Source organism: Pseudomonas sp. DW-iso3 (assembly GCF_058725305.1).
Genome location: NZ_JBZXDZ010000004.1, coordinates 524,573 through 547,400, shown reverse-complemented (window position 1 = coordinate 547,400; position 22,828 = coordinate 524,573). Strand labels below are relative to the sequence as shown.

Genomic DNA, 22,828 nt, shown 5'->3' with positions numbered 1-22,828 from the left:
CATTGATTTGGAGGGCTTGCCAGCAATGCAGGCAACTCGGTATATCAGTTACACCGAGGTGATGCCATCGCAGGCAAGCCAGCTCCCACATGTTGACCGAGTTCGGCGTTGAATACCGGACGGCTTTAAGGCCGTCCCAGCCAACATCAGAACGCGAGCTTGTAACCAATCGCCATCAACATAACCGCCAAACAAGGCCGCAACACCCCATCCGGAAGCTTGCCCGTCATATGGCTGCCGACATAGATTCCCGGCAACGACCCCATCAACAAAAACCCCAACAAATGCCAGTCCATATTCCCCATGCTGGCATGCCCCAACCCCGCCACCAGGGTCAGCGGCACAGCATGCGCGATTTCAGTCCCCACCAATCGCCGCGTAGCCAGGAACGGATACAGAATAAACAACGCCACCGTTCCCAGCGCACCAGCACCGATGGACGTCAGCGCCACCATGGTTCCGAGGACCGCGCCAGTCACCACTGTCAGCGCATTCAGGTTCCGCGGGCTCATGTGATAGCTATCACCCGCATGCCGCTGGGCAAACGCCAACAGACTTTTCTTGAACAGAATCGCCAAGGCCGTCAGTAGCAACACTACACCGAGCGCCTGCTTGATCACCGCATTCATCACACTGGGGTCGGTATGCAGACTGGCCAGGAACCACAGCGTCAACAACACCGCCGGCACGCTACCCAGGGTCAGCCAGCCGGTGATGGCCCAATCGATATTCTTGTTCTTGCTGTGCACCAACACCCCACCCGACTTGGTGATGGCGGCATACAGCAGGTCAGTGCCCACGGCGGTGGCCGGGTTGATGCCGAACCACAGCAGGATCGGGGTCATCAACGAGCCCCCACCCACACCGGTCATGCCCACGATAAAACCAACGATCAGGCCAGCAATTACAAAACCAAAATTACCCACATCCATCACAGCTACCTGCGGCCTTATAAATTTCTGGCCGCAGGATAGCGATTTTTCTTATAACGACTTATATCAATGTGATCTGACTTTATGCCTTTTAGCTCAGACGGTGACAGACATAAGCCTGGGTCTGATACGGAAAGGCCACCGTGTCGCGCCCCTTCAACGCCGGATGCGTATCAATCAAGGCCTGCAATTGCGCAGTCACTACCGCCTTGGGTGCATCCGGCAGCGCGGCAATAAAGCTCACGGAAAGGAAGCGGTCCATGATCACTTCCTGAGGGCTGCCGACATGACTGTAGGGAAAACAGGTTACTTCGGGGTCGGAAAAATACTCGCCGGTGAAGGCCTCACGCCAACGCCCCGTATGAAAGCGCGGCGTATCACCCTCGTACGGGGTGATAATCTCGGTGATGGCGGCGACCCAATCCACCGACTCATCGCGGACATTCCACACCAGGCCAAGCCGACCGTCAGGTTTGAGTACGCGATGGATTTCTGCGAGCGCGGCTTCAGTGGAAAACCAGTGGAACGCCTGGGCACACACCACTGCGTCGGCGCTGGCAGAGGGCAGTGGGATAGACTCAGCAGTGCCATTGACCAGGCGCACATCCGGCAACAGTTTGGTCAACTGCGCGCCCATGGCCGCGACCGGCTCGACGGCGGTCAATGTCGGTGCCAGGGTGCTGAGCAGGCGGGTGAATTTGCCAGTGCCGGCGCCCAGGTCGATCACGCTCGATTGTGCATCGATGCGCAGTGTGTCGGCGAGCCAGCCCGTGAGTTGCCTGGGGTAGTCCGGCCGGCCTTGGGCGTAGGTGACGGCCTGGGTAGAGAAACCTTGTTGAGCAGACGTGTGTACACCAGTCATTGCCAATCTCTCCTCGGGTAAAGCGGGGGCACAGTGTGCGCCCTCTCACCTTTATTTTCTAATCGCTGCATCCAATCGTACGCGCCATGGGTAGTCCTTTCAGAAACCCCGCTGTTTTACTGAAATGGAGAAGTACCCATGAACGCTAAAGCACTGTTCTGCCTCACTACACTGCTGGCCGCCGCGCCGGCCGCATTCGCCCAGACCGGCTTGCCTGACAGCATCAAGGTGCCGGACGGCCACAAGGTGGCGCTGGAAACCACCGGCGTCGGCGAAATCACCTACGAGTGCCGCGACAAGGCCAACGCCGCCGGCCAGACCGAGTGGACGTTTGTCGGGCCAAAAGCGGTGTTGAATGACCGCAGCGGCAAGCAAGTCGGCACCTACTTTGGCCCACCGGCCACCTGGCAGGCCAAGGACGGTTCGACAATCACCGGCACCCAATTGGCCGTGGCGCCATCGGGCGCGGGCAACTTGCCGTATCAATTGGTCAAGGCCAACCCCGCTGAAGGCAAAGGCGTGATGAGCGGCGTGAGTTACATCCAGCGCGTGGCCCTCAAGGGCGGCGTGGCACCGAACACAGAGTGCACGGCAGCCAACAAAGGCAAGCAGGAAGTGGTGAAATACCAGGCCGATTACATCTTCTGGGCGGCCAACTGAGCAAACTGAGCTACGCTGCCCCGAAACTGCCTACATACCTTGTAGGAGCGAGCTTGCTCGCGAAGAACCTGAGAGCGCCACGGACAGCCTGAATGCCCACGTTTTCGTTAACGTTTTTCGCGAGCAATCTCGCTCCTACAGGGGTTCAGCAATTGAGGGGACGGTGATACGTGTTTGATTACGAAGCCTGTCTGCAGGCCTGCGCCCGTGGCGATCAACGCGCCTTGCGCCAACTCTACGAGCAGGAAAGCAGCCATCTGCTCGGCGTAGCGATGCGCATCGCCAGGAACAGATCCTTGGCCGAAGATATCGTGCACGATGCGTTTATCAAGATCTGGCGCGGTGCCGGCAGTTTTGACCCCAGTCGCGGCTCGGCCCGTGGCTGGGTGTTCAGTGTGACCCGGCACCTGGCGCTCAACTTCGTACGAAACCAATACCGCGAAGTCCCGTTGAGCGATGAACACGAACAGGTCGCTGCAACCGACACGTTTGAATTCACTGCACGCTCAGGGCAAGTGCACACCTGCCTTGAGCAACTCGACCCGGTCCGTCGCACGTGCATCCTGCATGCCTATGTCGACGGTTATTCCCACAGCGAAATCGCCCAGAAACTCGACACCCCGCTGGGGACCGTCAAGGCCTGGATCAAACGTAGCCTCGCCGCGCTGCGGGAGTGCATGGCATGAGCAACCCACTGGACGAACTGGCCAGCGAATACGTGCTGGGCACCCTGCCCGGCGAACAGCGCGCTGAAGTCGAACAACGCCTCAAACACGATTCCGAACTACGCGCTGCCGTGGACGCCTGGGAGCAACGCCTGTTGCCGCTGACGGCCTTGGCGGAGCCCGTGCCGCCCTCCTCTGAGCTGTGGCGGCGTATCGAACGCAATATTGCCAGTGCCGGTACACGCTGGTGGGACCTGCTGGCAGTGTGGCGCGGCCTGGCCGGTGCTGGGCTGTTGACCACGCTGGTGCTGGCCGGGTTGCTGCTGACCCGCCCGCCCACTGCCGCCCCAAGCTTCGTGGTGGTGCTGGTGGCGCCTCAAAGCCAGGCACCGGGCTGGGTGATCCAGGCCAGCAATGATCAGCAGATTCAGTTGATCCCGTTGGGCGTCATGGAAGTGCCGGCCGACAAGGCCCTGCAGTTCTGGACCAAGGGCGACGGCTGGCAGGGACCGGTATCCTTGGGCCTGGTCACGCCGGGGCAGACGCTGTCGGTGCCATTGGACAAGCTGCCACCGCTGACTCAGAACCAATTGTTCGAACTGACCCTGGAAGACCCGCGCGGTTCGCCGACCGGCAAACCCACTGGGCCGATCCAGGCGATCGGCCGCGCGGTCAAAGTGCTCTGATCAGGCGACGGTGGGCAACCACACGCGAAACCGCGCACCGCCCAGCGGTGAAGCCAATGCCGTCAAGGTGCCGCCCTGGGCTTCCAGGGCGCGCCGGCTGATGGCCAGGCCCAGGCCAAACCCGCCGGTAGCGCGGTCGCGGCTGCGGTCGAGCCGGTAGAACGGCTCGAAGATGCGCTCGCGCTGGTCCACGGGGATGCCGATACCGTCGTCGTCCACCCAGATTTCACAGCCCTTGGCACACACCTTCACCCCAACCTGGATGCGCTTGTCGCAGTAACGCGTGGCATTGCGCAGCAGGTTCTGCAAGGCACGAGCAGTGAGGCGCGGATCGAGGCTGAAGCGCTCTACGGCGCAGTCGAGCGCGACGTCGATGACGATCTCGGGGTTTTCCAGTTCGTCATCGACGCTGCCCAGCACGCTGTCGATGAACTCATCGAGCACCACCTCGACCCGCTCCGGCAGCTGCGCCGGGTTTTGCAGGCGGCTGTAGGACAACAACTCCAGTACCAACTCATCCAGTTCGCGGATATGCGCCACCAGGCTTTGCAGGCGTTCGCGGCTGGCCTCGGGCAAGTCCTCGGAAAGCGCCAGGGCGAGGCCGAAATCCAGGCGCGTGAGCGGCGTGCGCAGCTCATGGGAGACCGCGTTGAGCAGGTCGCGCTGCTGGTTGAGCAGGTGCTCGATGTCGTCGGCCATGGTGTCGAACACCGAGGCCAGGCTGCCGATGCTGGAACTGGCCGGAATACCCGTGCGCTCGGCCAGGTTGCCTTGGCCCAATTGCGCGGCGGTGCTTTTCAGGCGTTCCAGATCGCGCCAGTGCGGGCGCAACCACACCAGCAGGCAGGCCAGCAGTGCAGCGACGATCAGCACGTTGATCGCCCAGTACAGCACATTCATGTCCATCGGATCGGGCGGTACAGTCAGCTTGACCACGAACTGCTCATTGATCGGCGAGCTGATTTCCTCCATCCAACCCCATTCCCCCAGCCGGACCACCGACTTGCCGCGTTCCAGCAGCGTCTCTTCGGCCGGGGTGTAGCTGGCGTCCTGGCGCAGCAACAACTGCACTTTCAGCGGCGCGAAATCACGACCGAGTTGCTCGGTGACCTGGGACCAGCGCTCCACCGGCGCCCGCAGGTATTGCTTGACGATCAGCTTCTGCTGGCCGCGGGTCTGCTCGATGTTGTAGTTCATGTAGCGGTGTTCGAACAGCTGGATCACCAGCGACGGGATCAAGTAGATCGCCAGGCTGTAGGTGACGATGGTGATCAGGTAGAGGCGCAGCAATACACGAAACATGGCTCAGCATTCCCACTCGGAACGGCTGAACAGGTAGCCCTTGCCCCACACCGTCTTGATTTTGCGCGCCTCACCGGCGTTGTCGTCGAACTTGCGGCGCAGCTTGGAGATGGCCACGTCCACCGAACGGTCAGTGCCATTGAATTCGATGCCCCGCAGGCGTTGCAGGATCTGGTCGCGGCTCAGCACTTCGCCTGCATGCCGCGCCAGCACCACCAGCAGGTTGTACTCGCCGCTGGACAGCTCCACCGGCTGCTCACGCCAGGTCACCGTGCGCTCCGACAGGTCGATGCACAGGTTGCCCATGATGATCTGATCGTTGGCCACCTGGGGCTCGGACAAACTGCTGCGCCGTAATAACGTGCGCACCCGCGCCAGCAATACCCGTGGCTCGCAAGGCTTGGTCACGTAGTCGTCGGCGCCCATTTCCAGGCCCAACACCTGGTCGTGGCTGTCGTCGCGGGCGGTGAGCATCAGGATCGGCAGGCCCGCCGAGTCAGCGCGCAACAGGCGGCAGACTTGCAGGCCGTCGAGGCCGGGCAGCATCAGGTCGAGGATCACCAGGTCCGGCGGGTTGAGGCGCGCGCGTTCGCGGACGTGGTCGCCACGGCTGAGCACGCTGACGTGGTAGCCATTGCGTTCCAGATAGCTGGCAATCAGCTCGGAGAGTGCGGCGTCGTCTTCCACCAGGAGGATGTTGGGCATGGTGTTTCCAAATAATGCGGTTCGTCGGCTGTGCACAGACCCTTGTGGGAGCGGGCTTGCTCGCGAAAGCAGTGGTTCAGTGAGCAGATTTTTTGGCTGATATACCGCTTTCACGGGCAAGCCCGCCCCCCACATTGATCGTTGCTGTTTGCAGGATTGTGCAAGGATATACGCCCTCTGCCGACTATGGGTCGCACCTTACATTTCTTCACAGACGAGCTACACAGCTTCACAGCACCAAGGCGCAGGTGACTTTAGGATGCGCCAGTCAATATTGGGATAAAAGCATGTCGAAGAATCTGTTTGCGCCATTTTGCCTGCTGGCCCTCACCCTGGCCCTGAGCGCATGTGGCGACTCCGCCGCCGAGGCGCCGGAAATGCCCCTGGCCAAAGTGCGCGTCGAAACCCTTGAAGCCAAGCCCCTGGCCATCACCAGCGAACTCAGCGGGCGCATTGCCGCGCCGCGTATCGCCGAAGTGCGCGCACGGGTCGCAGGCGTGGTGATGCAACGGGTGTTCAAGGAAGGCCATGATGTCAAACAGGGCGACGTGCTGTTTCGCATTGACCCCGCACCGTTCAAGGCCGACCTCGACAGCGCCCAGGCCAACCTGAGCAAGGCCGAGGCCGATGCCTTCAAGGCGCGCCTGCAGGAACAGCGCTACAGCCAGTTGGTGGAAGGCAATGCCATCAGCGGCCAGGACTACGACAACGCCCGCGCCGCCGTGCGCCAGACCAACGCCGAGGTCGCCGCCAACAAAGCCGCCGTCGAACGCGCGCGCTTGAACCTGGGCTACGCCACCGTGACCGCCCCGATTTCCGGGCGCATTGGTCGGGCGCTGGTCACCGAAGGCGCGCTGGTCGGCCAGAACGAGGCCACACCGCTGGCGCTCATCCAGCAACTGGATCCGATCCACGCCGACCTCACCCAGTCCACCCGCGAACTGAACGACCTGCGCCGCGCCTTCCGCGCCGGCAGCTTGAAGCAGGTCGGCCAGGACCAGGCCAAGGCTACGCTGATCGAGGACGACGGCAGCCTCTACCCATTGCCGGGCAAGTTGCTGTTTGCCGAGATCAGTGTCGACCCTGGCACCGGGCAAATCATCCTGCGCAGCGAGTTCCCCAACCCCGACCTCGACCTGCTGCCCGGCAGCTTTGTGCGGGTGCGCCTGGAACAAGCGGTCGACAAACAAGGCATCAGCGTGCCGCAACGCGCCATCACCCGTGACAGCGCCGGTATCCCGATGGTGTTGCTGCTGGACGCCGAGCAGACCGTGAGCCAACAGCCGGTCGAGCTGGGGGCGGTGATCAACGATCGCTGGCTCGTCAGCAGCGGCCTCAAGCCCGGTGACCGCATCATCGTCGAAGGCCTGCAACACGCGCGCCCCGGTGAAAAAGTTGAAGTGGACGACAGCCCGCTCGTGAAGGAATAACCCGTCATGCCGCAGTTCTTTATTGACCGCCCGATCTTCGCCTGGGTGGTCGCCCTGTTTATCCTGCTGGCCGGCTTGCTGGCGATCCCGCAACTGCCGGTGGCGCAGTACCCCAACGTCGCGCCGCCGAAAGTGGAGATCTACGCGGTGTACCCCGGTGCATCGGCGCAGACCCTGGATGAAAGCGTGGTGAGCCTGATCGAGCAGGAGCTCAACGGCGCCGATCACCTGCTGTATTTCGAGTCCCAGAGCAGCCTCGGTTCGGCCACCATCACCGCCACCTTCCAGCCGGGCACCAACCCGGAAATGGCTCAGGTGGACGTGCAGAACCGCCTCAAGGCGGTCGAGCCGCGCCTGCCGCAGGCGGTGACCCAGCAAGGCTTGCAGGTGGAGAAAGTCTCCGCCGGCTTCCTGCTGCTGGTAACGCTCACCTCCAACGACGGCAAGCTCAATGACGTGGCGCTGAGTGATTACCTGGCGCGCAACGTGATGAACGAACTCAAGCGCCTCGACGGTGTGGGCAAGGCCCAGCTGTATGGTGCCGAGCGCGCCATGCGCGTCTGGATCGACCCGCAGAAATTGATCGGCTTCAACCTGACGCCGGCCGACGTGAACGCTGCGATCAGCGCGCAGAACGCCCAGGTCTCGGCCGGCAGCATCGGGGATTTGCCCGGCACCAACACCCAGGAAATCACCGCTGCAATCCTGGTCAAGGGCCAGCTTTCGACGCCCGCCGAGTTTGCCGATATCGTGCTAAAAGCCAACCCGGACGGTTCGACCGTGCGCATCGGCGATGTGGCGCGGGTTGAAGTGGGCAGCCAGGAATACCAGTTCTCCACACGCCTGAACGGCAAGCCGTCCACCGCCGTCAGCGTACAGCTGTCGCCGGGCGCCAACGCCCTGAACACCGCGACGTTGGTGCGGGCGAAAATGGACGAGCTGTCGCGCTACTTCCCGGCCAATGTGGAGTACAAGATCCCGTACGACACCTCGCCATTCGTCAAGGTCTCGATCACCAAGGTGGTCTATACCCTGCTCGAAGCGATGGCGCTGGTGTTTGCGGTGATGTTCCTGTTCCTGCAGAACGTGCGCTATACCTTGATCCCGACGCTGGTGGTGCCGATTGCCCTGATGGGCACCTTTGCCACCATGCTGTTGCTGGGCTTCTCGATCAACGTACTGACCATGTTCGGCATGGTATTGGCCATCGGTATCCTGGTGGACGACGCCATTGTGGTGGTGGAGAACGTCGAGCGCATCATGGCCACCGAGGGCCTGTCGCCCAAGGAAGCGACGAAAAAGGCCATGGGCCAGATCACCGGGGCCATCATCGGCATCACCCTGGTGCTGGTGGCGGTGTTCCTGCCGATGGCGTTCATGGCCGGTTCAGTGGGGGTTATCTACCAGCAGTTCTCGTTGTCGATGGCCACCTCAATCCTGTTCTCGGCGTTCCTCGCCCTGACCTTGACCCCGGCGCTGTGCGCCACATTGCTCAAGCCGATCGCCAAGGGCGAGCACCATGCCAAGGGCGGTTTCTTCGGCTGGTTCAACACGCGCTTTGAACAGCTCACCGACCGCTATGAAGGCTGGGTAGCCTATGCCCTCAAGCGTAGCGGCCGTTACCTGCTGATCTACCTGGTGCTGCTGGTAGGCCTGGGCTGGATGTTCAGCCGCCTGCCTTCCTCCTTCCTACCGGTGGAAGACCAGGGTTACACCATCACCGACATCCAGCTACCGCCGGGCGCGAGCAAGAACCGCACGGTGCAGGTGGCCGAGCAGATCGAAGCGCACAACGCCGAGGAACCTGGGGTGGGCGACACCACCATGATCATGGGCTTCAGCTTCTCCGGTTCGGGACAGAACGCGGCGCTGGCGTTTACCACGCTCAAGGATTGGTCTGAGCGCAGCAGCGATGATTCGGCTTCGTCGATTGCCGACCGCGCCAACATGGCCTTCAGCGAGCTCAAGGATGCGATTGCCTACGCGGTCCTGCCGCCGCCGGTGGACGGCCTGGGCACGTCCAGTGGTTTCGAGTTCCGCCTGCAGGACCGGGGGGGCGTCGGCCATGCCGCATTGATGGCGGCGCGTACCGAATTGCTGGCTGCCGCTGAGAAAAGCCCGATCCTGGCCAACGTCCGCGAAAGCGCCCTGGCCGAAGCCCCGCAAGTGCAGTTGCAGGTGGACCGCAAGCAGGCCAATGCGCTGGGCGTGTCCTTCGCCGACGTGGGCAATGTGCTGTCCTCGGCCATCGGCTCGGCCTACATCAACGACTTCCCCAACCAGGGCCGCATGCAGCGGGTGGTGGTACAAGCCGAAGGCGACCAGCGCAGCCAGGTGGCGGATTTGATGAAAATCAACGTGCGCAACAACGCCGGCAAGATGGTACCGCTGTCGGCCTTTGTCGAAGCCAAATGGACCCAGGGCCCGACGCAGCTGACCCGCTACAACGGCTACCCGGCCATCGCGATTTCCGGCGAAGCGGCACCGGGCCACAGTACCGGTGAAGCGATGGACGAGATCCAGCGCCTGGTCAGCCAGTTGCCGGCAGGCCTGGGCCAGGAATGGACCGGTTTGTCGTTGCAGGAACGTCTGTCCGGCGCTCAAGCGCCCTTGCTGTTGGGCTTGTCGCTGTTGATCGTGTTCCTGTGCCTGGCGGCGCTGTATGAAAGCTGGTCGATCCCCACCTCGGTATTGCTGGTGGTGCCGCTCGGTGTTCTCGGTGCCGTCATCGCGGTGGGCTTGCGCGGCATGCCCAACGATGTGTTTTTCAAGGTCGGCCTGATCACCATCATCGGCCTGTCGGCGAAGAACGCGATCCTGATCATCGAGTTCGCCAAGGACCTGTATGACCAGGGTGAAGACCTGGTCACCGCTACCTTGAAAGCTGCGCGCTTGCGCCTGCGGCCGATCATCATGACATCCCTGGCGTTCAGCCTCGGCGTGGTGCCGCTGGCGATTGCAACCGGCGCCAGCTCGGCCAGTCAGCAAGCGATTGGTACGGGGGTGATTGGCGGGATGATCACGGCGACGCTGGCAGTGGTGTTTGTGCCAGTGTTCTTTGTGGTGGTGATGAAGTTGGTGAAGAAAAAAAGCCGCTAGCACAATTTTCCCTTTCCCCTGTGGGAGCTGGCTTGCCTGCGATGGCATCAACTCGGTATGCCTGATATACCGAGGTGGCTGCATCGCAGGCAAGCCAGCTCCCATAAGGATCGGGTACAGTCTGCTCACATACCGTGATTTGTGAGCCCTCATGCCCTTCCTCGCCCGCACCCACCCTCGCCTCTCCGCCGCCGCCGTGTTCGGGATTGCCGTGGGCATCCTGGTGCCGGCCGACACGCTGGTCAGCAAAGTCCTCATCGGCTGGAACGCCGGCGTCTGGACCTACCTGGTGCTGATGCTGTGGCTGACCCGCCGCGCCAAGGCCGAGGACGTAAAGCGCATCGCCGAGATCGAAGATGAAAATGCCGGCCTGGTGCTGTTCACGGTATGCATCGCCGCCATTGCCAGCCTGGCGACCATCACGTTCGAGCTGGTGGGCAGCAAGGATCTGGCCAATGCCGAGCGCCTGCTGCACTACGGGTTCACCGGGTTGACGGTGATCGGATCGTGGTTGCTGATCGGGGTGATTTTCAGCGTGCACTACGCCCGCCTTTACTACACCTGGGACGGCAAGGAACCGGCGTTGCGCTTTGCCGAGGGCCTGACTACGCCCAATTACTGGGACTTCCTGTACTTTTCCTTCACCATCGGTGTAGCGGTGCAGACCTCCGATGTGGGCGTCGCCACCCGGGCCATGCGCAAAGTGGTGCTGGGCCAATCGTTGATCGGTTTTTTGTTCAACACGGCGATCCTGGGGTTTTCGATCAATATTGCCGCCGGACTGTTCGGCTGACACGGCACACACCTGCTAGACGCCCCACACACGCTGGGCGCTAATCGCTTCACTTAGTCCGTCTCGGTGCCTTATGGGCACGCACAACTGAATCGACTTATCCGAGGAAGCCAACACCGGCCCTGTTGCTGCTGATAGCGACCTGGCTGCATGTGGCAGTTTGACGCACCGGTCATCTGACTTTGTCCTACAACAGCTTGACGACTTTCCTCATTTGATGGTTTCCTGAAACCGGTTTCAGTCATTCCAATAAAAACAGAAGGTCGATGACCGTGAACAATTTCTCTGCCGCCCAGCGCAGCCGTGTGACCATGCTTGATGTGGCCGAGCGCGCCGGTGTGTCCAAGGCCAGCGTGTCACGCTTTATCGGCGACGACCGCGCCCTGCTCTCCGATGCCATTGCACTGCGCATCGAGCAAGCCATCGAACACCTCGGCTACCGCCCCAACCAGATGGCCCGTGGTCTCAAACGTGGCCGCACCCGCCTGATCGGCATGCTGGTGGCCGATATCCGCAACCCCTATTCCATTGCCGTGATGCACGGTGTCGAAACCGCTTGCCGCCAGCACGGTTATAGCCTGGTGGTGTGCAACACCGACCGCGATGACGCACAAGAGCGCCAGCACCTGGCGGCCCTGCGTTCTTACAACATCGAAGGGCTGATCGTGAACACCCTCGGCCATCACCTCGACCAGTTGCTGGAACTGCAACGGGAAATGCCCCTGGTGCTGGTGGACCGTAAGGTCGAGCCGCTGCACAGCGACCTGGTTGGTCTGGACAACCCGGCGGCAGTGCGTATGGCGGTAGAACACCTGGAGCAGCAGGGTTATCGCGATGTGCTGATGGTGAGCGAACCCACCGATGGCACCAGTTCACGCTTGGAACGCCTGGAGAGTTTCAAGGCTGAGATTGCCAGCCGCCCGGCATTGACCGGCGCCGTGCTAGAACTGGATGACGCGCTGCAACAACACCTGCAGACCTTTCTCGCAAAACCTGGCCCCAAGGCGCTGTTCTGTGCCAACGGCGTCGCAGCACTGGCCTGCACCCGCGCCCTGAAGAACCTGGGTTGCAACCTGTTCGACGACATCGGCCTGATCGCCCTGGATGACCTCGACTGGTATCCGCTGGTAGGCACGGGTATTACCGCCCTCGCCCAGCCGACCGAAGCGATTGGTGCCAGCGCCTTCGACTGTTTGCTCAAACGTCTGCGCGGTGACACAACGCCGACCCGCACCCTGGACTTCATGCCCCAACTGATCATCCGAGGCTCCACAACCCCTTGCAGGAGCGAGCTTGCTCGCTAAAAACACCAACGATAGCGCAGCGATCCTGGTTTAACGCGGCGCTCTCAGGTTTTTCGCGAGCAAGCTCGCGCCTACGGAAAGTATTTTTTTCAGAAAAAATGAAACCGGTTTCAGAGGTAACCAACAATGCATAAATACCCCGTTTCAATCAGCCTCTCCAGCTACGGCGCCGACCTCGTCCGCCAGCAGGGCCAGTTGAGTTTTGTCGAGCTGCTGAGGGCCGCCGGCGCCCAACGTATCGAATGGCGTGAAGAATTGCTGACCGTCGAGCAACCCAAAGCCTTGGCCCAGGCCACTGCCGAGCATGGCCTGGAATCGGTGTTTTCATCGCCGCTGGAACTGTGGGTCGCCGGCCGCGCCCAACCGAATGCAGAACTCGCGGCCACCCTCGATCGAGCGCAGGCGTTCGGCTCACGCTGGCTGAAAGTCTCCCTTGGCTACTTCACCGACACCAACGACCTGGAAAGCCTGCACGCCCTGCTCAACCGCCACCCGGTTCAACTGCTGGTAGAGAACGACCAGACCTTGCACGGCGGCCGCATCGAACCCATGCAGCGCTTTTTCACCGAGGTGGAACGCCTGGGCCTGCCGGTGAAGATGACCTTCGATATCGGCAACTGGCAGTGGCAAGACCAATCCGCCCTCACCGCTGCACGCCTGCTGGGCCGGCATGTGGATTACCTGCACTGCAAGGCCGTGGCCCGCCGCGCCGACGGCAAGCTGGTGGCCATGCCGCCTGGCGCCACCGACCTGCATCTGTGGGAACAACTGCTCAAGCACATGACTCCAGGTATTAGCCGGGCCGTGGAATTCCCGCTGCAAGGCGATGACCTGGTCGCGGTCACCGCGCGGCAGGTCGCCACCCTCACCCTGCTGGGCCAACCTCGTGCGGAGCGTGCTTATGTCTGAGATCGATATCCTGTCGTTTGGTGAAACCATGGCGATGTTTGTCGCCGAGCAAACCGGCGATCTGGCCCACGTGGCTCAATTTCATAAACGGATCGCGGGTGCCGACAGCAACGTCGCCATCGGCCTGTCACGCCTGGGTTTCAAGGTGGCCTGGCTGAGCCGGGTCGGTAACGATTCGCTCGGGCGCTTTGTGGTCGACACCTTGACCCAGGAAGGCCTGGATTGCCGCCACGTGGCGGTCGATCCGGCACACCCCACCGGTTTTCAACTCAAATCCCGTGAAGAAACCGGCGATGATCCTCAGGTGGAGTACTTCCGCAAGGGCTCGGCGGCCAGCCATTTGTCGATCGCAGCCATCAGTCCTGCCTTGCTGCAAGCCCGCCATCTGCATGCCACCGGCATTCCGCCCGCACTGTCTGAGGCGACACGTGAGTTGTCCGTGGAGCTGATGACGCAGATGCGCAAAGCCGGACGCAGCGTGTCGTTCGACCCCAACCTGCGCCCGTCCTTGTGGGCCAACCAACAGACGATGATCCGTGAAATCAACGCCCTCGCCGGCCTGGCCGATTGGGTCTTGCCGGGCCTGGGCGAAGGCCGCCTGCTCACCGGTTTCGATGACCCGGCCGACATCGCCGCGTTCTACCTCGACCAAGGCGCCGAAGCCGTGGCCATCAAGCTTGGCCCGGACGGTGCCTACTACCGCACTCATTTGGACCAGGGCTTTGTCGCCGCCGTGCGCGTGGACAAGGTCGTGGACACGGTCGGCGCCGGCGACGGTTTTGCCGTGGGCATGATCAGCGCCCTGCTGGAAAACCTCAGCTTCCCCGAGGCGGTACAGCGCGGCAACTGGATCGGCAGCCGCGCCGTGCAAAGCCGTGGCGATATGGAAGGCCTGCCCGCCCGTTCAGAGTTACCGATTCGATCCGTTGCCTAACCCACTACCTGTTGCCACAACTACAACAAGCTCAGGAGCAACCCCATGGAAACCGTGAAACTCGCCACCCGCCGCTGGTGGTACATCATGCCCATCGTTTTTATCACCTACAGCCTGGCGTACCTGGACCGCGCCAACTACGGCTTCGCCGCCGCCTCCGGCATGGCCGAAGACCTGATGATCACCCCCGGCATGTCGTCACTGCTGGGCGCGCTGTTTTTCCTCGGCTACTTTTTCTTCCAGGTGCCAGGAGCGATCTACGCGCAGAAGCGCAGCGTCAAGAAGCTGATCTTCGTCAGCCTGATCCTGTGGGGCGGCCTCGCCACCCTGACCGGCGTGGTGTCCAACGCCTACATGCTGATCGTGATCCGCTTCATGCTCGGCGTGGTCGAAGCCGCGGTGATGCCGGCGATGCTGGTGTACCTGTGCCATTGGTTCACCCGGGCAGAACGCTCACGCGCCAACACGTTCCTGATCCTCGGCAACCCGGTGACCATGCTGTGGATGTCGGTGGTATCAGGCTACCTGGTGCAGCATTTCAGCTGGCGCTGGATGTTTATCATCGAAGGCCTGCCGGCCGTGCTGTGGGCGTTTATCTGGTGGAAGCTGGCCGATGAGCGTCCAAAGGATGCCAAGTGGCTGAGCGACTCTGAGAAACAGGACCTGGAAACCGCGCTGGCCGCCGAGCAAGTCGGGATCAAGGCGGTGAAGAACTACGCCGAAGCCTTCCGCTCGCCCAAGGTGATCATCCTGGCCCTGCAATTCTTCTGCTGGAGCATTGGTGTGTACGGCTTCGTGTTGTGGCTGCCGTCGATCCTCAAGCAAGGCTTGCAGATGGACATGGTCGAGGCCGGCTGGCTGTCGGCGCTGCCCTACCTGGCGGCTGTGATTGGCATGCTGGCGGTGTCGTGGGGCTCGGACAAGCTGCAAAAGCGCAAGCGTTTCGTATGGCCACCGTTGCTGATTGCCTCCATTGCTTTCTACGCGTCCTACGTGCTCGGTGCCGAACACTTCTGGTGGTCCTACACCTTGCTGGTGATTGCCGGCGCCTGCATGTACGCGCCCTACGGTCCTTTTTTTGCGATTGTCCCGGAAATCCTGCCGGCCAACGTCGCCGGGGGCGCCATGGCGCTGATCAACAGCATGGGCGCCCTGGGCTCCTTTGGCGGCTCGTACTTGGTGGGCTACCTCAATAGCAGCACCGGTTCGCCCGGTACTTCGTACCTGCTGATGAGCGGCGCCTTGCTGCTGTCGGTGGTACTGACGATTTTTCTCAAGCCCGGCGCCAGTGATCGCACGCCGGCGCCCAACCTGGAATTAAAGGTAAAGACCGCATGAAAAAGTCTGTCGTGTTGTACAAGAAACTCTCTGCGCCACTGATGGCCCGCCTGCATGAGCAGACCGATGTCACGCTGATCGAAGCACTGGACGACACCGGCCTGGCCAAATTGCGCGATGCCCTGCCCGGCGCCCACGGTCTGCTAGGTGCCAGCCTACGGCTGGATGCCAAGTTGCTCGACCTGGCGCCACAGCTGGAGGCCGTGGCCAGCGTATCGGTCGGCGTCGACAACTACGATATCGACTACCTCACCGCGCGCGGCATCTTGCTCAGCAACACACCCGACGTGCTCACCGAAACCACCGCCGACACCGGTTTTGCATTGATCCTGGCCACCGCCCGGCGCGTGGTCGAACTGGCCGACATGGTCCGCGCCGGCCAATGGAACAAAAACATCGGCCCAGCGCATTTCGGCAGCGATGTGCATGGCAAGACCCTGGGCATCATCGGCATGGGCCGCATCGGCGAAGCGCTGGCCCAGCGTGGGCATTTTGGTTTTGGCATGCCGGTGATCTACCACAGCCATTCGCCCAAGCCGGCGGTGGAGGCGCGTTTTGGTGCGCAGTACCGCAGCTTGAACGACTTGCTGCAACAGGCCGACTTTGTCTGCCTGACGTTGCCGCTCACCGCCGAAACCGAGAAATTGATAGGCGCAGAACAGTTTGCGCGGATGGGCCCGGAGACGATCTTCATCAATATTTCGCGGGGCAAGGTGGTCGACGAGGCCGCGCTGGTGGAGGCGTTGCAACAGCGCACCATTCGGGCAGCGGGGCTGGATGTGTTTGAGAAGGAACCGCTGGATCACAGCTCGCCGTTGTTGCGCTTGAACAACGTGGTGGCCACGCCGCATATCGGCTCGGCCACCCATGAGACGCGGGAGGCCATGGCCAAATGTGCGGTGGATAATTTGCTGCAGGCGTTGGCCGGTGAGAAGCCGAAGAACCTGGTCAACGCCAACGCCTGGAACCGCTGATTTCTGACACCACAAACCCCATGTGGGAGCGGGCTTGCTCGCGAATGCGGTGTGTCAGTCGAGAGACGTCTTGACTGATCCACTGCATTCGCGAGCACGCCCCCGCTCCCCCATTTTGAGCGCATTTCAGGTCAGATAACGAAACGCGCCACCATTCCATTCAAATCCACCGCCAGGCGCGACAGTTCGTGGCTGGCTGCGCTGGTCTGATTGGCACCGGCCGCCGACTGGGTCGCCAGGTCACGGATGTTCACCAGGTTGCGGTCCACTTCGCGGGAGACCTGGGCCTGTTCTTCCGAGGCGCTGGCGATCACCAGGTTGCGTTCGTTGATCAGGCTGATGGATTGGGTGATCTGCTCCAGGGCCACGCCGGCGGCGCGGGCCATTTCCAGGGTGGTCTGGGTGCGCTGGTTGCTCTGCTGCATCGATTGCACGGCCTCACCGGTGCCGTTCTGGATGCCGGCGACCATTTTCTCGATTTCCTGGGTCGACTGCGCGGTGCGATGGGCCAACGCTCGCACTTCGTCGGCCACCACCGCAAAGCCACGCCCGGCCTCACCGGCGCGAGCCGCTTCAATGGCGGCGTTGAGCGCCAGCAGGTTGGTCTGCTCAGCAATCGCACGGATCACGTCCAGTACCTTACCGATGTCGCGGCCCTGGGTGGCCAGGCCTTCAATCATCGCCGCAGTGTTTTGTACGTCCTGGGTCATGGTTTGGATGGCGCCGACGGTTTCCACCACACGGTCGCGGCCTTCACGGGCGGCCTGGTTGGACTGGCTGGACGCCTCGGAGGTGGACACCGCATTGCGCGCCACTTCTTCTACCGCCGCCGTCATCTCGTTGACTGCCGTGGCGGCCTGGTCGATTTCGTTGTTCTGTTGCTGCAAACCTTTGGAGGCTTCTTCGGTGACTGCGCTCAACTCTTCCGCTGCCGAGGCAAGCTGGGTGGCCGAGCCGGCGATGTGCTGGATGGTCTGGCGCAGGTTGGCCTGCATGGTGGCCAGGGCGCCGAGCAAGCGCGCCGGTTCGTCCTTGCCGTCGTCTTCGATCGCTTTGCTCAGGTTGCCGCCTGCGATGGTTTCAGCGACTTCTACGGCTTTGCGCAGTGGCGTGACAATGCTGCGGGTCAACAACCAGGCCAACAGCACGGTGAGCAATGCGGCAGCGACGGAAACCGCAATCACGCCGGTGATCGCGCCGTCGTAACTCTGCCCGGCATCAGTGTCGGCGGTCTTGGCATCGGCCACGTTGATGGCGATGAGCTTATTCAATTGCTCGCCCATCTGGTCGGTGCCGTCCTTGATGCGGCTGTTGATCAGCGCACGCATTTCATCCACTTTGCCCTGCTTGGACAACGCGAGCATGTCGGCCTGGGCCTTGAGGTAGTTGTCCAGCGTGACCATAAACGTTTTGTACAGCGCGGCTTCTTCCGGGCCGGCGGGCAGCGCAGCGTAACTGGCCTGGGCGGTCTTGACCTTGTCAACGAGCACACCTATGCGCGTTTCGGCCTCTTGCAGGCTGGCAGGCTCGCGGTTGACCAGCACGCGGAACGACAGGATGCGCAGGCGCAGCACGTTTTCCGTGATCACCCCCAGCGACGTCACGCTGGGCAGTTGGGTCGCGGTCATTTCCACTGAGGATTGCCGAATCTGTGCCATGCGGTTGACCGCAAACACCCCCAGTAAAATCACTAACAACGCAATGAAGGCGAAACCGAGAAACGCTCGAGGGGCAATGTTCAATTGGCGAAGGGACATAGGGGGGGCTCTCAGAAGTAGTGTTTGCGAGCGTCCCTGCTGCGAAACGATCAGTCGGCGTCAACGCGCCGTTCCGACCTGTGGTCACCACTGTTGTCGTTGGTATGTGGGCCTATCCTCGATATCGGCAGGGCCTGGGGTTTCCCGCAGGTCATTCATAAATATTTTTTTACACTTCTGACGACCGGCGCTTTCTGGCATCCTGCGCCTCCATTTTCTGACCCGAGCCCGTATTTTGTCTGACGCTCAAGCCCCCCGCCCGCGCTATAAATCCGACCTGATCTACGGCCTGGAAGACCGCCCGCACTTCACCGCGGCGATTTTTGCCGCGTTGCAGCACGTGCTGGCGAGTTTCGTCGGAATCATCACCCCCACGCTGATCGTCGGTGGCGTGCTGGGCCTGGAAAGCGAAGTGCCGTACCTGGTGAGCATGGCGCTGTTTGTGTCGGGGCTCGGCACCTTTGTGCAGGCGCGCACGTTCGGCCCGATCGGCTCGGGGCTGTTGTGCCTGCAGGGCACCAGTTTTTCCTTCATCAGCGTAATTCTCAGCGCGGGCTTCATGGTCAAGGCCCGGGGCGGCGGCACCGATGAGATCCTCTCGACGATCTTTGGCATCTGCTTCTTCGCCGCGTTTATCGAGGTGGTGCTGAGCCAGTTCATCGGCAAGCTGCGCAAGCTGATCACCCCGGTGGTCACCGGCACCATCATTACCTTGATGGGCTTGTCGCTGATCAAAGTCGCAGTCACTGACATGGCTGGCGGTTTCGGCGCCAGCGACCTCGGCGCGGCCAGTAATATGGGCCTGGCTGCGCTGGTACTGCTGACTATCGTGGTGCTCAACCGTTTCAACAACCCGTTCCTGCGCCTGGGCTCCATCGTGATCGGCCTGACCCTGGGCTTTGTCGTGGCCTGGCTGATGGGGCGTGTGGACATGGCGGCACTGCCCCAGGTGCCGTTGATCAGTGTGCCGGTGCCGTTCAAATACGGTTTCTCGTTCGACTGGGTGGCGTTTATCCCGGTGGCGGTGATCTTCCTGATATCGCCCTTGGAAGCGGCCGGTGACCTGACCGCCAATTCGATGATTTCCCAGCAGCCGGTCAAGGGCCCGCTGTATATCAAGCGCATCAAGTCCGGCCTGCTGGCCGACGGCCTCAACTCGGCGATGGCGGCCACCTTCAACAGCCTGCCGATGGTGACCTTCGCCCAGAACAACGGGGTGATTCAGTTGACCGGCGTGGCCAGCCGCTACGTGGCGTACTTCATCGCCGGGCTGCTGGTGCTGCTGGGGCTGTTCCCGATGATCGGCGCGGTGCTGCAATTGATGCCCAAGCCGGTGTTGGGCGGCGCCACGCTGATCATGTTCGGCACCGTGGCCGTGGCCGGCATCAAGATCCTCGCCGAAGCCGGGCTGCACCGCCGCAATGTGCTGATCGTGGCGATTTCCCTGGGCATGGGCCTGGGCGTGGCCGCCGTGCCGGAAGTGTTGCGTGACCTGCCCAAGGCGCTGCACAACATCTTCGAATCGCCGATCACCGTGGGGGCTTTCTGTGCAATCCTGCTGAACATTTTCCTGCCGGAAGAGTTCATAGAGCTGGAAGAAGATGAATTTGATCCGGAGTCTTCGACCCTTAAAGTGATGCAGGACCCGGACGTCACGAAATAGGAGCACTTATCAATGCGCAAGCTCATGGTTCTATCGCTGTTGCTACTGACCCTGAGCGCCTGCGCGCTGTTCCCCAACCGCGACCCGGTGAACATCAACGTGGTGGGTATCGAGCCCCTGCAAAGCCAGGACCTGGAAGTGCGATTCGCCGTGAAACTGCGGGTGCAGAACCCTAATGATACGGCGATCGACTACAACGGCGTGGCCCTGGACCTGGAGGTCAATGGCCGGCCGCTGGCGTCAGGGGTGAGTGATCAAAGCGGATCCATCCCACGCTTTTCCGAGACGGTTCTGACGGTGCCGGTCAGTGTTTCGGCGTTTTCTGTCTTGCGCCAGACCCTGGGCCTGAGCCAGACCCAGAGTTTGAACAACCTGCCCTACGTGTTGCGCGGCAAACTGGCGGGTGGACTGTTCGGCACGATGCGCTTTGTCGACCGTGGTACGTTGGACATGCCCAACACGGCCACCTGGTGACCGCCATGCAACCGACGCTGCACACCGAACGATTGCGTTTTAGTCGGTGATGTAGCGCACGCCTGGCTTGGCGCGCTCATCCACCACAAGTTCGAAAACATCCGGCCGGGCGTAGTGCCCCACCACGTCATAGTCATACCGCGCACGCACCAAATCATCCGTGTTGATTTGCGCCGTCAGCAGCCCGGCTTCTCCAAGCAACGGCCCTGCCAGAATGTCACCCATGGGCCCGACAATCACACTGCCACCTGCAATCAACGCACGCTCGGGCGGCCAGTTCGCCACCTGAATCCCCAGCGCCTCGGGCGACGCCTGCACCTGGCACGCGCTCACCACAAAGCAACGTCCCTCATGGGCCACATGGCGCATGCTCACCTGCCACATCTCGCGCTCGTCCACCGTCGGCGCGCACCAGACCTCCACACCCTTGGCGTACATCGCCGTACGCAGCAGCGGCATCATGTTTTCCCAGCACACCGCGCCGCCGACACGTCCCACTGCCGTATCGATCACCGGCAGGGTCGAGCCATCGCCCTTGCCCCAGATAAGCCGCTCGGTGCCGGTAGGCATCAACTTGCGGTGCTTGGCCACCAGACCGCCCGCCGGTTCGAAATACAGCACCGTGCAATACAGCGTGCTACCGCTGCGCTCGATCACACCGAGAACGAGGCTGGCGCCAGTGCGCGCCGACAGGCCTGCCAGCGCCTGCGTTTCAGGGCCTGGCACATCGATCGCATTATCAAAATAACGCGCGAAGGCTTCGCGACCTTCCGGCAGCCGATAACCCAGCTGCGTGCCGAATGCCTCACCTTTGGGATAGCCACCCAGCAGCGCCTCGGGCATTACCACTAATTGCGCACCGCTGCGCAGGATCTCGTCCTCATAACTGAGGATCTGCGCCAGGGTTTCGCCCTTGCCGCCAGGCAGGGATCCGATTTGCAGGGCCGCCACAGTAGAAACAGGCATCGCATTCACTCCAGATAAAGGGGTTGCCCATTCTCCCGTCAGCCTCGATCATGAATAAAGCCCACTTCAGTGCTGAATGATATGAGCCAAATCAATATTGCCCAGGTCGATCTGAACCTGCTGAAAACCTTCGAAGCCCTGCATGACGAGTCCAGCGCCAGCCGCGCCGCCTTGCGCCTGGGTGTGACGCAATCGGCCGTCAGCGCAGGCTTGCGGCGCTTGCGCGAGGTGTATGGTGATCAATTGTTCGTGCGCACCGGGCGTGGCCTGGCGCCGACCTTGCGGGCCAATCAACTGAAACCGGTAATCAGTGAAGCACTGGAACGCTGCCGGCAGAGCCTGGCCATGGTTGATCCGGACAATCAGCACTATCAGGGTCGGTCAGTGGTGTTGGGTTTATCCGATGATTTCGAAATTGCGTACGGCCGCCGGCTGATCGAGGCCATCGCACAACGGGCGCCCAGGCTGCGGGTGATTTTCCGTCAGACCCATAGCCAGATCGTCGCGGGCGCCCTCCTCGACCGCACCCTGGATCTTGCTATCACAGCCGGTGGCTTTGCTCAGGGCCGGCTGAGTCGCCAAGTACTGGGAGAAGGCGATTACCGCTGTCTGGTGGATTCGGACCAAGCCAGCATCAGCCTGGAGGAATTCGTCACACGCGAGCATGTGCTGGTGTCATCCGGCGGGTTTATCGGGATTACTGACGAGGGCTTGGCGGCGCTGGGGCTGAGCCGCCAGGTATGTGCGTCCACCAGCCACTTCGCCGCGCTGCCCTTTCTGCTCAAGGGCAGTCAGGCGGTGGCGACCATTCCTGGGCATGCGGCACAGGCCATCGCGCAGATGACCGGCCTGCGCGTGCTGCCCTGCCCGCTGGCCTTGCCGCGCTACCCGGTGGAACTGGGCTGGCGTACCCAGGCGCAGCTTGATCCGCTGTTGCTGAAAGTGCGTGAAGCGATTGTGGCGAGTTTTACTTAGCCGCGGCCATCAGCTTGTTGACTTCGCTGCGCACCATGTTCGAAAACTCCGGAGGCGACATGCCGTCGAGTTCGGCGCGCACCCACTCGGCCCACTTGCCCTTACGCTTGGCGCGCTCGCCGAACAAACGCGCGGCCTCGCCCTTGGCCTTGCCCAGATTGGTTTGCCACAGGTCGTAGAGACGCGACTTTTCATCTTCCAGCTCGGCGCGTTCGGCGAGGGTCTTGTTGGCGAGATTGAAGCTCATGTTGAATTACCTGCTGCACAAATAGGCGACATCTTACACTGTAGGTCGAATATTCCAGATTCGGATTTTGCTCAAGGCCGGGCCTAAGCAAAAAAACTGCAACTTTTGCCATCGCCCGGCACTCCATTGATCACTGTCCCATTCACCCGCAAG

General features: G+C 61.8%; 21 protein-coding genes and 1 pseudogene. 14 read left to right on the top strand and 8 right to left on the bottom strand.

Going from position 1 to position 22,828, the window contains the following annotated elements; translation table 11 throughout:
- Positions 1-146: 146 nt before the first annotated feature.
- The gene (locus AC4PS7_RS14565) at positions 147-932 is read right to left on the bottom strand and encodes a sulfite exporter TauE/SafE family protein (RefSeq protein ID WP_010210788.1); all 786 of its coding nucleotides are present in this window, start codon (positions 930-932) and stop codon (positions 147-149) included.
- 91 nt (positions 933-1,023) lie between these two features.
- Positions 1,024-1,794 (bottom strand): class I SAM-dependent methyltransferase, encoded by a 771-nt coding sequence (locus AC4PS7_RS14560; protein ID WP_021491778.1) that lies wholly within the window; start codon positions 1,792-1,794, stop codon positions 1,024-1,026.
- 138 nt (positions 1,795-1,932) lie between these two features.
- On the opposite strand from AC4PS7_RS14560, the gene AC4PS7_RS14555 reads away from it, so the two are divergent.
- Entirely contained in the window at positions 1,933-2,454 is a 522-nt protein-coding gene (locus AC4PS7_RS14555; protein ID WP_010210793.1) for a DUF3455 domain-containing protein, read from the top strand.
- A gap of 40 nt (positions 2,455-2,494) precedes the next feature.
- On the opposite strand, the pseudogene AC4PS7_RS14550 reads toward AC4PS7_RS14555, so the two are convergent.
- Positions 2,495-2,581, bottom strand: a pseudogene (locus AC4PS7_RS14550) (outer membrane lipoprotein carrier protein LolA); the annotation flags it as partial.
- A gap of 43 nt (positions 2,582-2,624) precedes the next feature.
- Here AC4PS7_RS14550 and AC4PS7_RS14545 point away from each other — a divergent pair.
- Both AC4PS7_RS14545 and AC4PS7_RS14540 read left to right on the top strand, forming a co-directional pair.
- Positions 2,625-3,140, top strand: coding sequence for a sigma-70 family RNA polymerase sigma factor (locus AC4PS7_RS14545; RefSeq protein ID WP_010210797.1), 516 nt, complete (start codon positions 2,625-2,627; stop codon positions 3,138-3,140).
- On the top strand, positions 3,137-3,805 hold the full coding sequence (locus AC4PS7_RS14540; protein ID WP_010210798.1) for an anti-sigma factor: 669 nt from the start codon (positions 3,137-3,139) through the stop codon (positions 3,803-3,805). Before AC4PS7_RS14545 ends, AC4PS7_RS14540 begins: the two co-directional genes overlap by 4 nt.
- Here the strand turns inward: AC4PS7_RS14540 and AC4PS7_RS14535 are convergent, their stop codons facing one another.
- Both AC4PS7_RS14535 and AC4PS7_RS14530 read right to left on the bottom strand, forming a co-directional pair.
- Entirely contained in the window at positions 3,806-5,107 is a 1,302-nt protein-coding gene (locus tag AC4PS7_RS14535; RefSeq protein WP_010210799.1) for an ATP-binding protein, read from the bottom strand.
- A gap of 3 nt (positions 5,108-5,110) precedes the next feature.
- Positions 5,111-5,812: a response regulator gene (locus AC4PS7_RS14530; protein ID WP_010210801.1), complete on the bottom strand. Its 702-nt coding sequence runs from the start codon at positions 5,810-5,812 to the stop codon at positions 5,111-5,113.
- Positions 5,813-6,099: 287 nt separating this feature from the next.
- Between AC4PS7_RS14530 and AC4PS7_RS14525 the strand changes: the two genes are divergently transcribed.
- From AC4PS7_RS14525 to AC4PS7_RS14490, 8 genes are all read left to right on the top strand, one after another.
- Complete coding sequence (locus AC4PS7_RS14525; RefSeq protein ID WP_137206284.1) at positions 6,100-7,242, top strand: efflux RND transporter periplasmic adaptor subunit; 1,143 nt, start codon at positions 6,100-6,102, stop codon at positions 7,240-7,242.
- 6 nt (positions 7,243-7,248) lie between these two features.
- Entirely contained in the window at positions 7,249-10,341 is a 3,093-nt protein-coding gene (locus AC4PS7_RS14520; RefSeq protein ID WP_492179524.1) for a multidrug efflux RND transporter permease subunit, read from the top strand.
- 151 nt (positions 10,342-10,492) lie between these two features.
- Complete coding sequence (locus AC4PS7_RS14515; protein ID WP_010210806.1) at positions 10,493-11,134, top strand: DUF1345 domain-containing protein; 642 nt, start codon at positions 10,493-10,495, stop codon at positions 11,132-11,134.
- 272 nt (positions 11,135-11,406) lie between these two features.
- The gene (locus AC4PS7_RS14510; RefSeq protein ID WP_085989256.1) at positions 11,407-12,438 is read left to right on the top strand and encodes a LacI family DNA-binding transcriptional regulator; all 1,032 of its coding nucleotides are present in this window, start codon (positions 11,407-11,409) and stop codon (positions 12,436-12,438) included.
- Between the two features lie 126 nt (positions 12,439-12,564).
- Positions 12,565-13,347, top strand: coding sequence for a sugar phosphate isomerase/epimerase family protein (locus AC4PS7_RS14505; RefSeq protein ID WP_042571572.1), 783 nt, complete (start codon positions 12,565-12,567; stop codon positions 13,345-13,347).
- A complete protein-coding gene (locus tag AC4PS7_RS14500) occupies positions 13,340-14,281 on the top strand; it encodes a sugar kinase (protein WP_042571573.1) in 942 nt (313 codons plus the stop codon). Before AC4PS7_RS14505 ends, AC4PS7_RS14500 begins: the two co-directional genes overlap by 8 nt.
- 45 nt (positions 14,282-14,326) lie before the next feature.
- A complete protein-coding gene (locus tag AC4PS7_RS14495; protein WP_010210812.1) occupies positions 14,327-15,619 on the top strand; it encodes an MFS transporter in 1,293 nt (430 codons plus the stop codon).
- Positions 15,616-16,593 carry a 2-hydroxyacid dehydrogenase gene (locus AC4PS7_RS14490; RefSeq protein WP_021491786.1) on the top strand — a complete coding sequence of 326 codons (978 nt, stop codon included), beginning with the start codon at positions 15,616-15,618 and terminating at the stop codon, positions 16,591-16,593. Before AC4PS7_RS14495 ends, AC4PS7_RS14490 begins: the two co-directional genes overlap by 4 nt.
- Positions 16,594-16,724: 131 nt before the next feature.
- On the opposite strand, the gene AC4PS7_RS14485 is transcribed toward AC4PS7_RS14490, so the two are convergent.
- A complete protein-coding gene (locus AC4PS7_RS14485; protein WP_010210815.1) occupies positions 16,725-18,350 on the bottom strand; it encodes a methyl-accepting chemotaxis protein in 1,626 nt (541 codons plus the stop codon).
- Between the two features lie 235 nt (positions 18,351-18,585).
- Here AC4PS7_RS14485 and AC4PS7_RS14480 point away from each other — a divergent pair, with 235 nt between their 5' ends.
- Entirely contained in the window at positions 18,586-20,013 is a 1,428-nt protein-coding gene (locus AC4PS7_RS14480) for a nucleobase:cation symporter-2 family protein (RefSeq protein WP_010210816.1), read from the top strand.
- A 12-nt stretch (positions 20,014-20,025) separates the two neighbouring features.
- On the top strand, positions 20,026-20,487 hold the full coding sequence (locus AC4PS7_RS14475; protein ID WP_010210817.1) for an LEA/WHy family protein: 462 nt from the start codon (positions 20,026-20,028) through the stop codon (positions 20,485-20,487).
- Positions 20,488-20,526: 39 nt separating this feature from the next.
- Here the strand turns inward: AC4PS7_RS14475 and AC4PS7_RS14470 are convergent, their stop codons facing one another.
- On the bottom strand, positions 20,527-21,453 hold the full coding sequence (locus AC4PS7_RS14470; RefSeq protein ID WP_045792229.1) for a carbon-nitrogen hydrolase family protein: 927 nt from the start codon (positions 21,451-21,453) through the stop codon (positions 20,527-20,529).
- An 81-nt stretch (positions 21,454-21,534) separates the two neighbouring features.
- On the opposite strand from AC4PS7_RS14470, the gene AC4PS7_RS14465 reads away from it, so the two are divergent.
- Positions 21,535-22,428 carry a LysR family transcriptional regulator gene (locus tag AC4PS7_RS14465; protein WP_021491789.1) on the top strand — a complete coding sequence of 298 codons (894 nt, stop codon included), beginning with the start codon at positions 21,535-21,537 and terminating at the stop codon, positions 22,426-22,428.
- On the opposite strand, the gene AC4PS7_RS14460 is transcribed toward AC4PS7_RS14465, so the two are convergent.
- The gene (locus AC4PS7_RS14460; protein ID WP_003190904.1) at positions 22,421-22,675 is read right to left on the bottom strand and encodes a hypothetical protein; all 255 of its coding nucleotides are present in this window, start codon (positions 22,673-22,675) and stop codon (positions 22,421-22,423) included. The genes AC4PS7_RS14465 and AC4PS7_RS14460 overlap by 8 nt on opposite strands.
- Between the last annotated feature and the right edge of the window lie 153 nt (positions 22,676-22,828).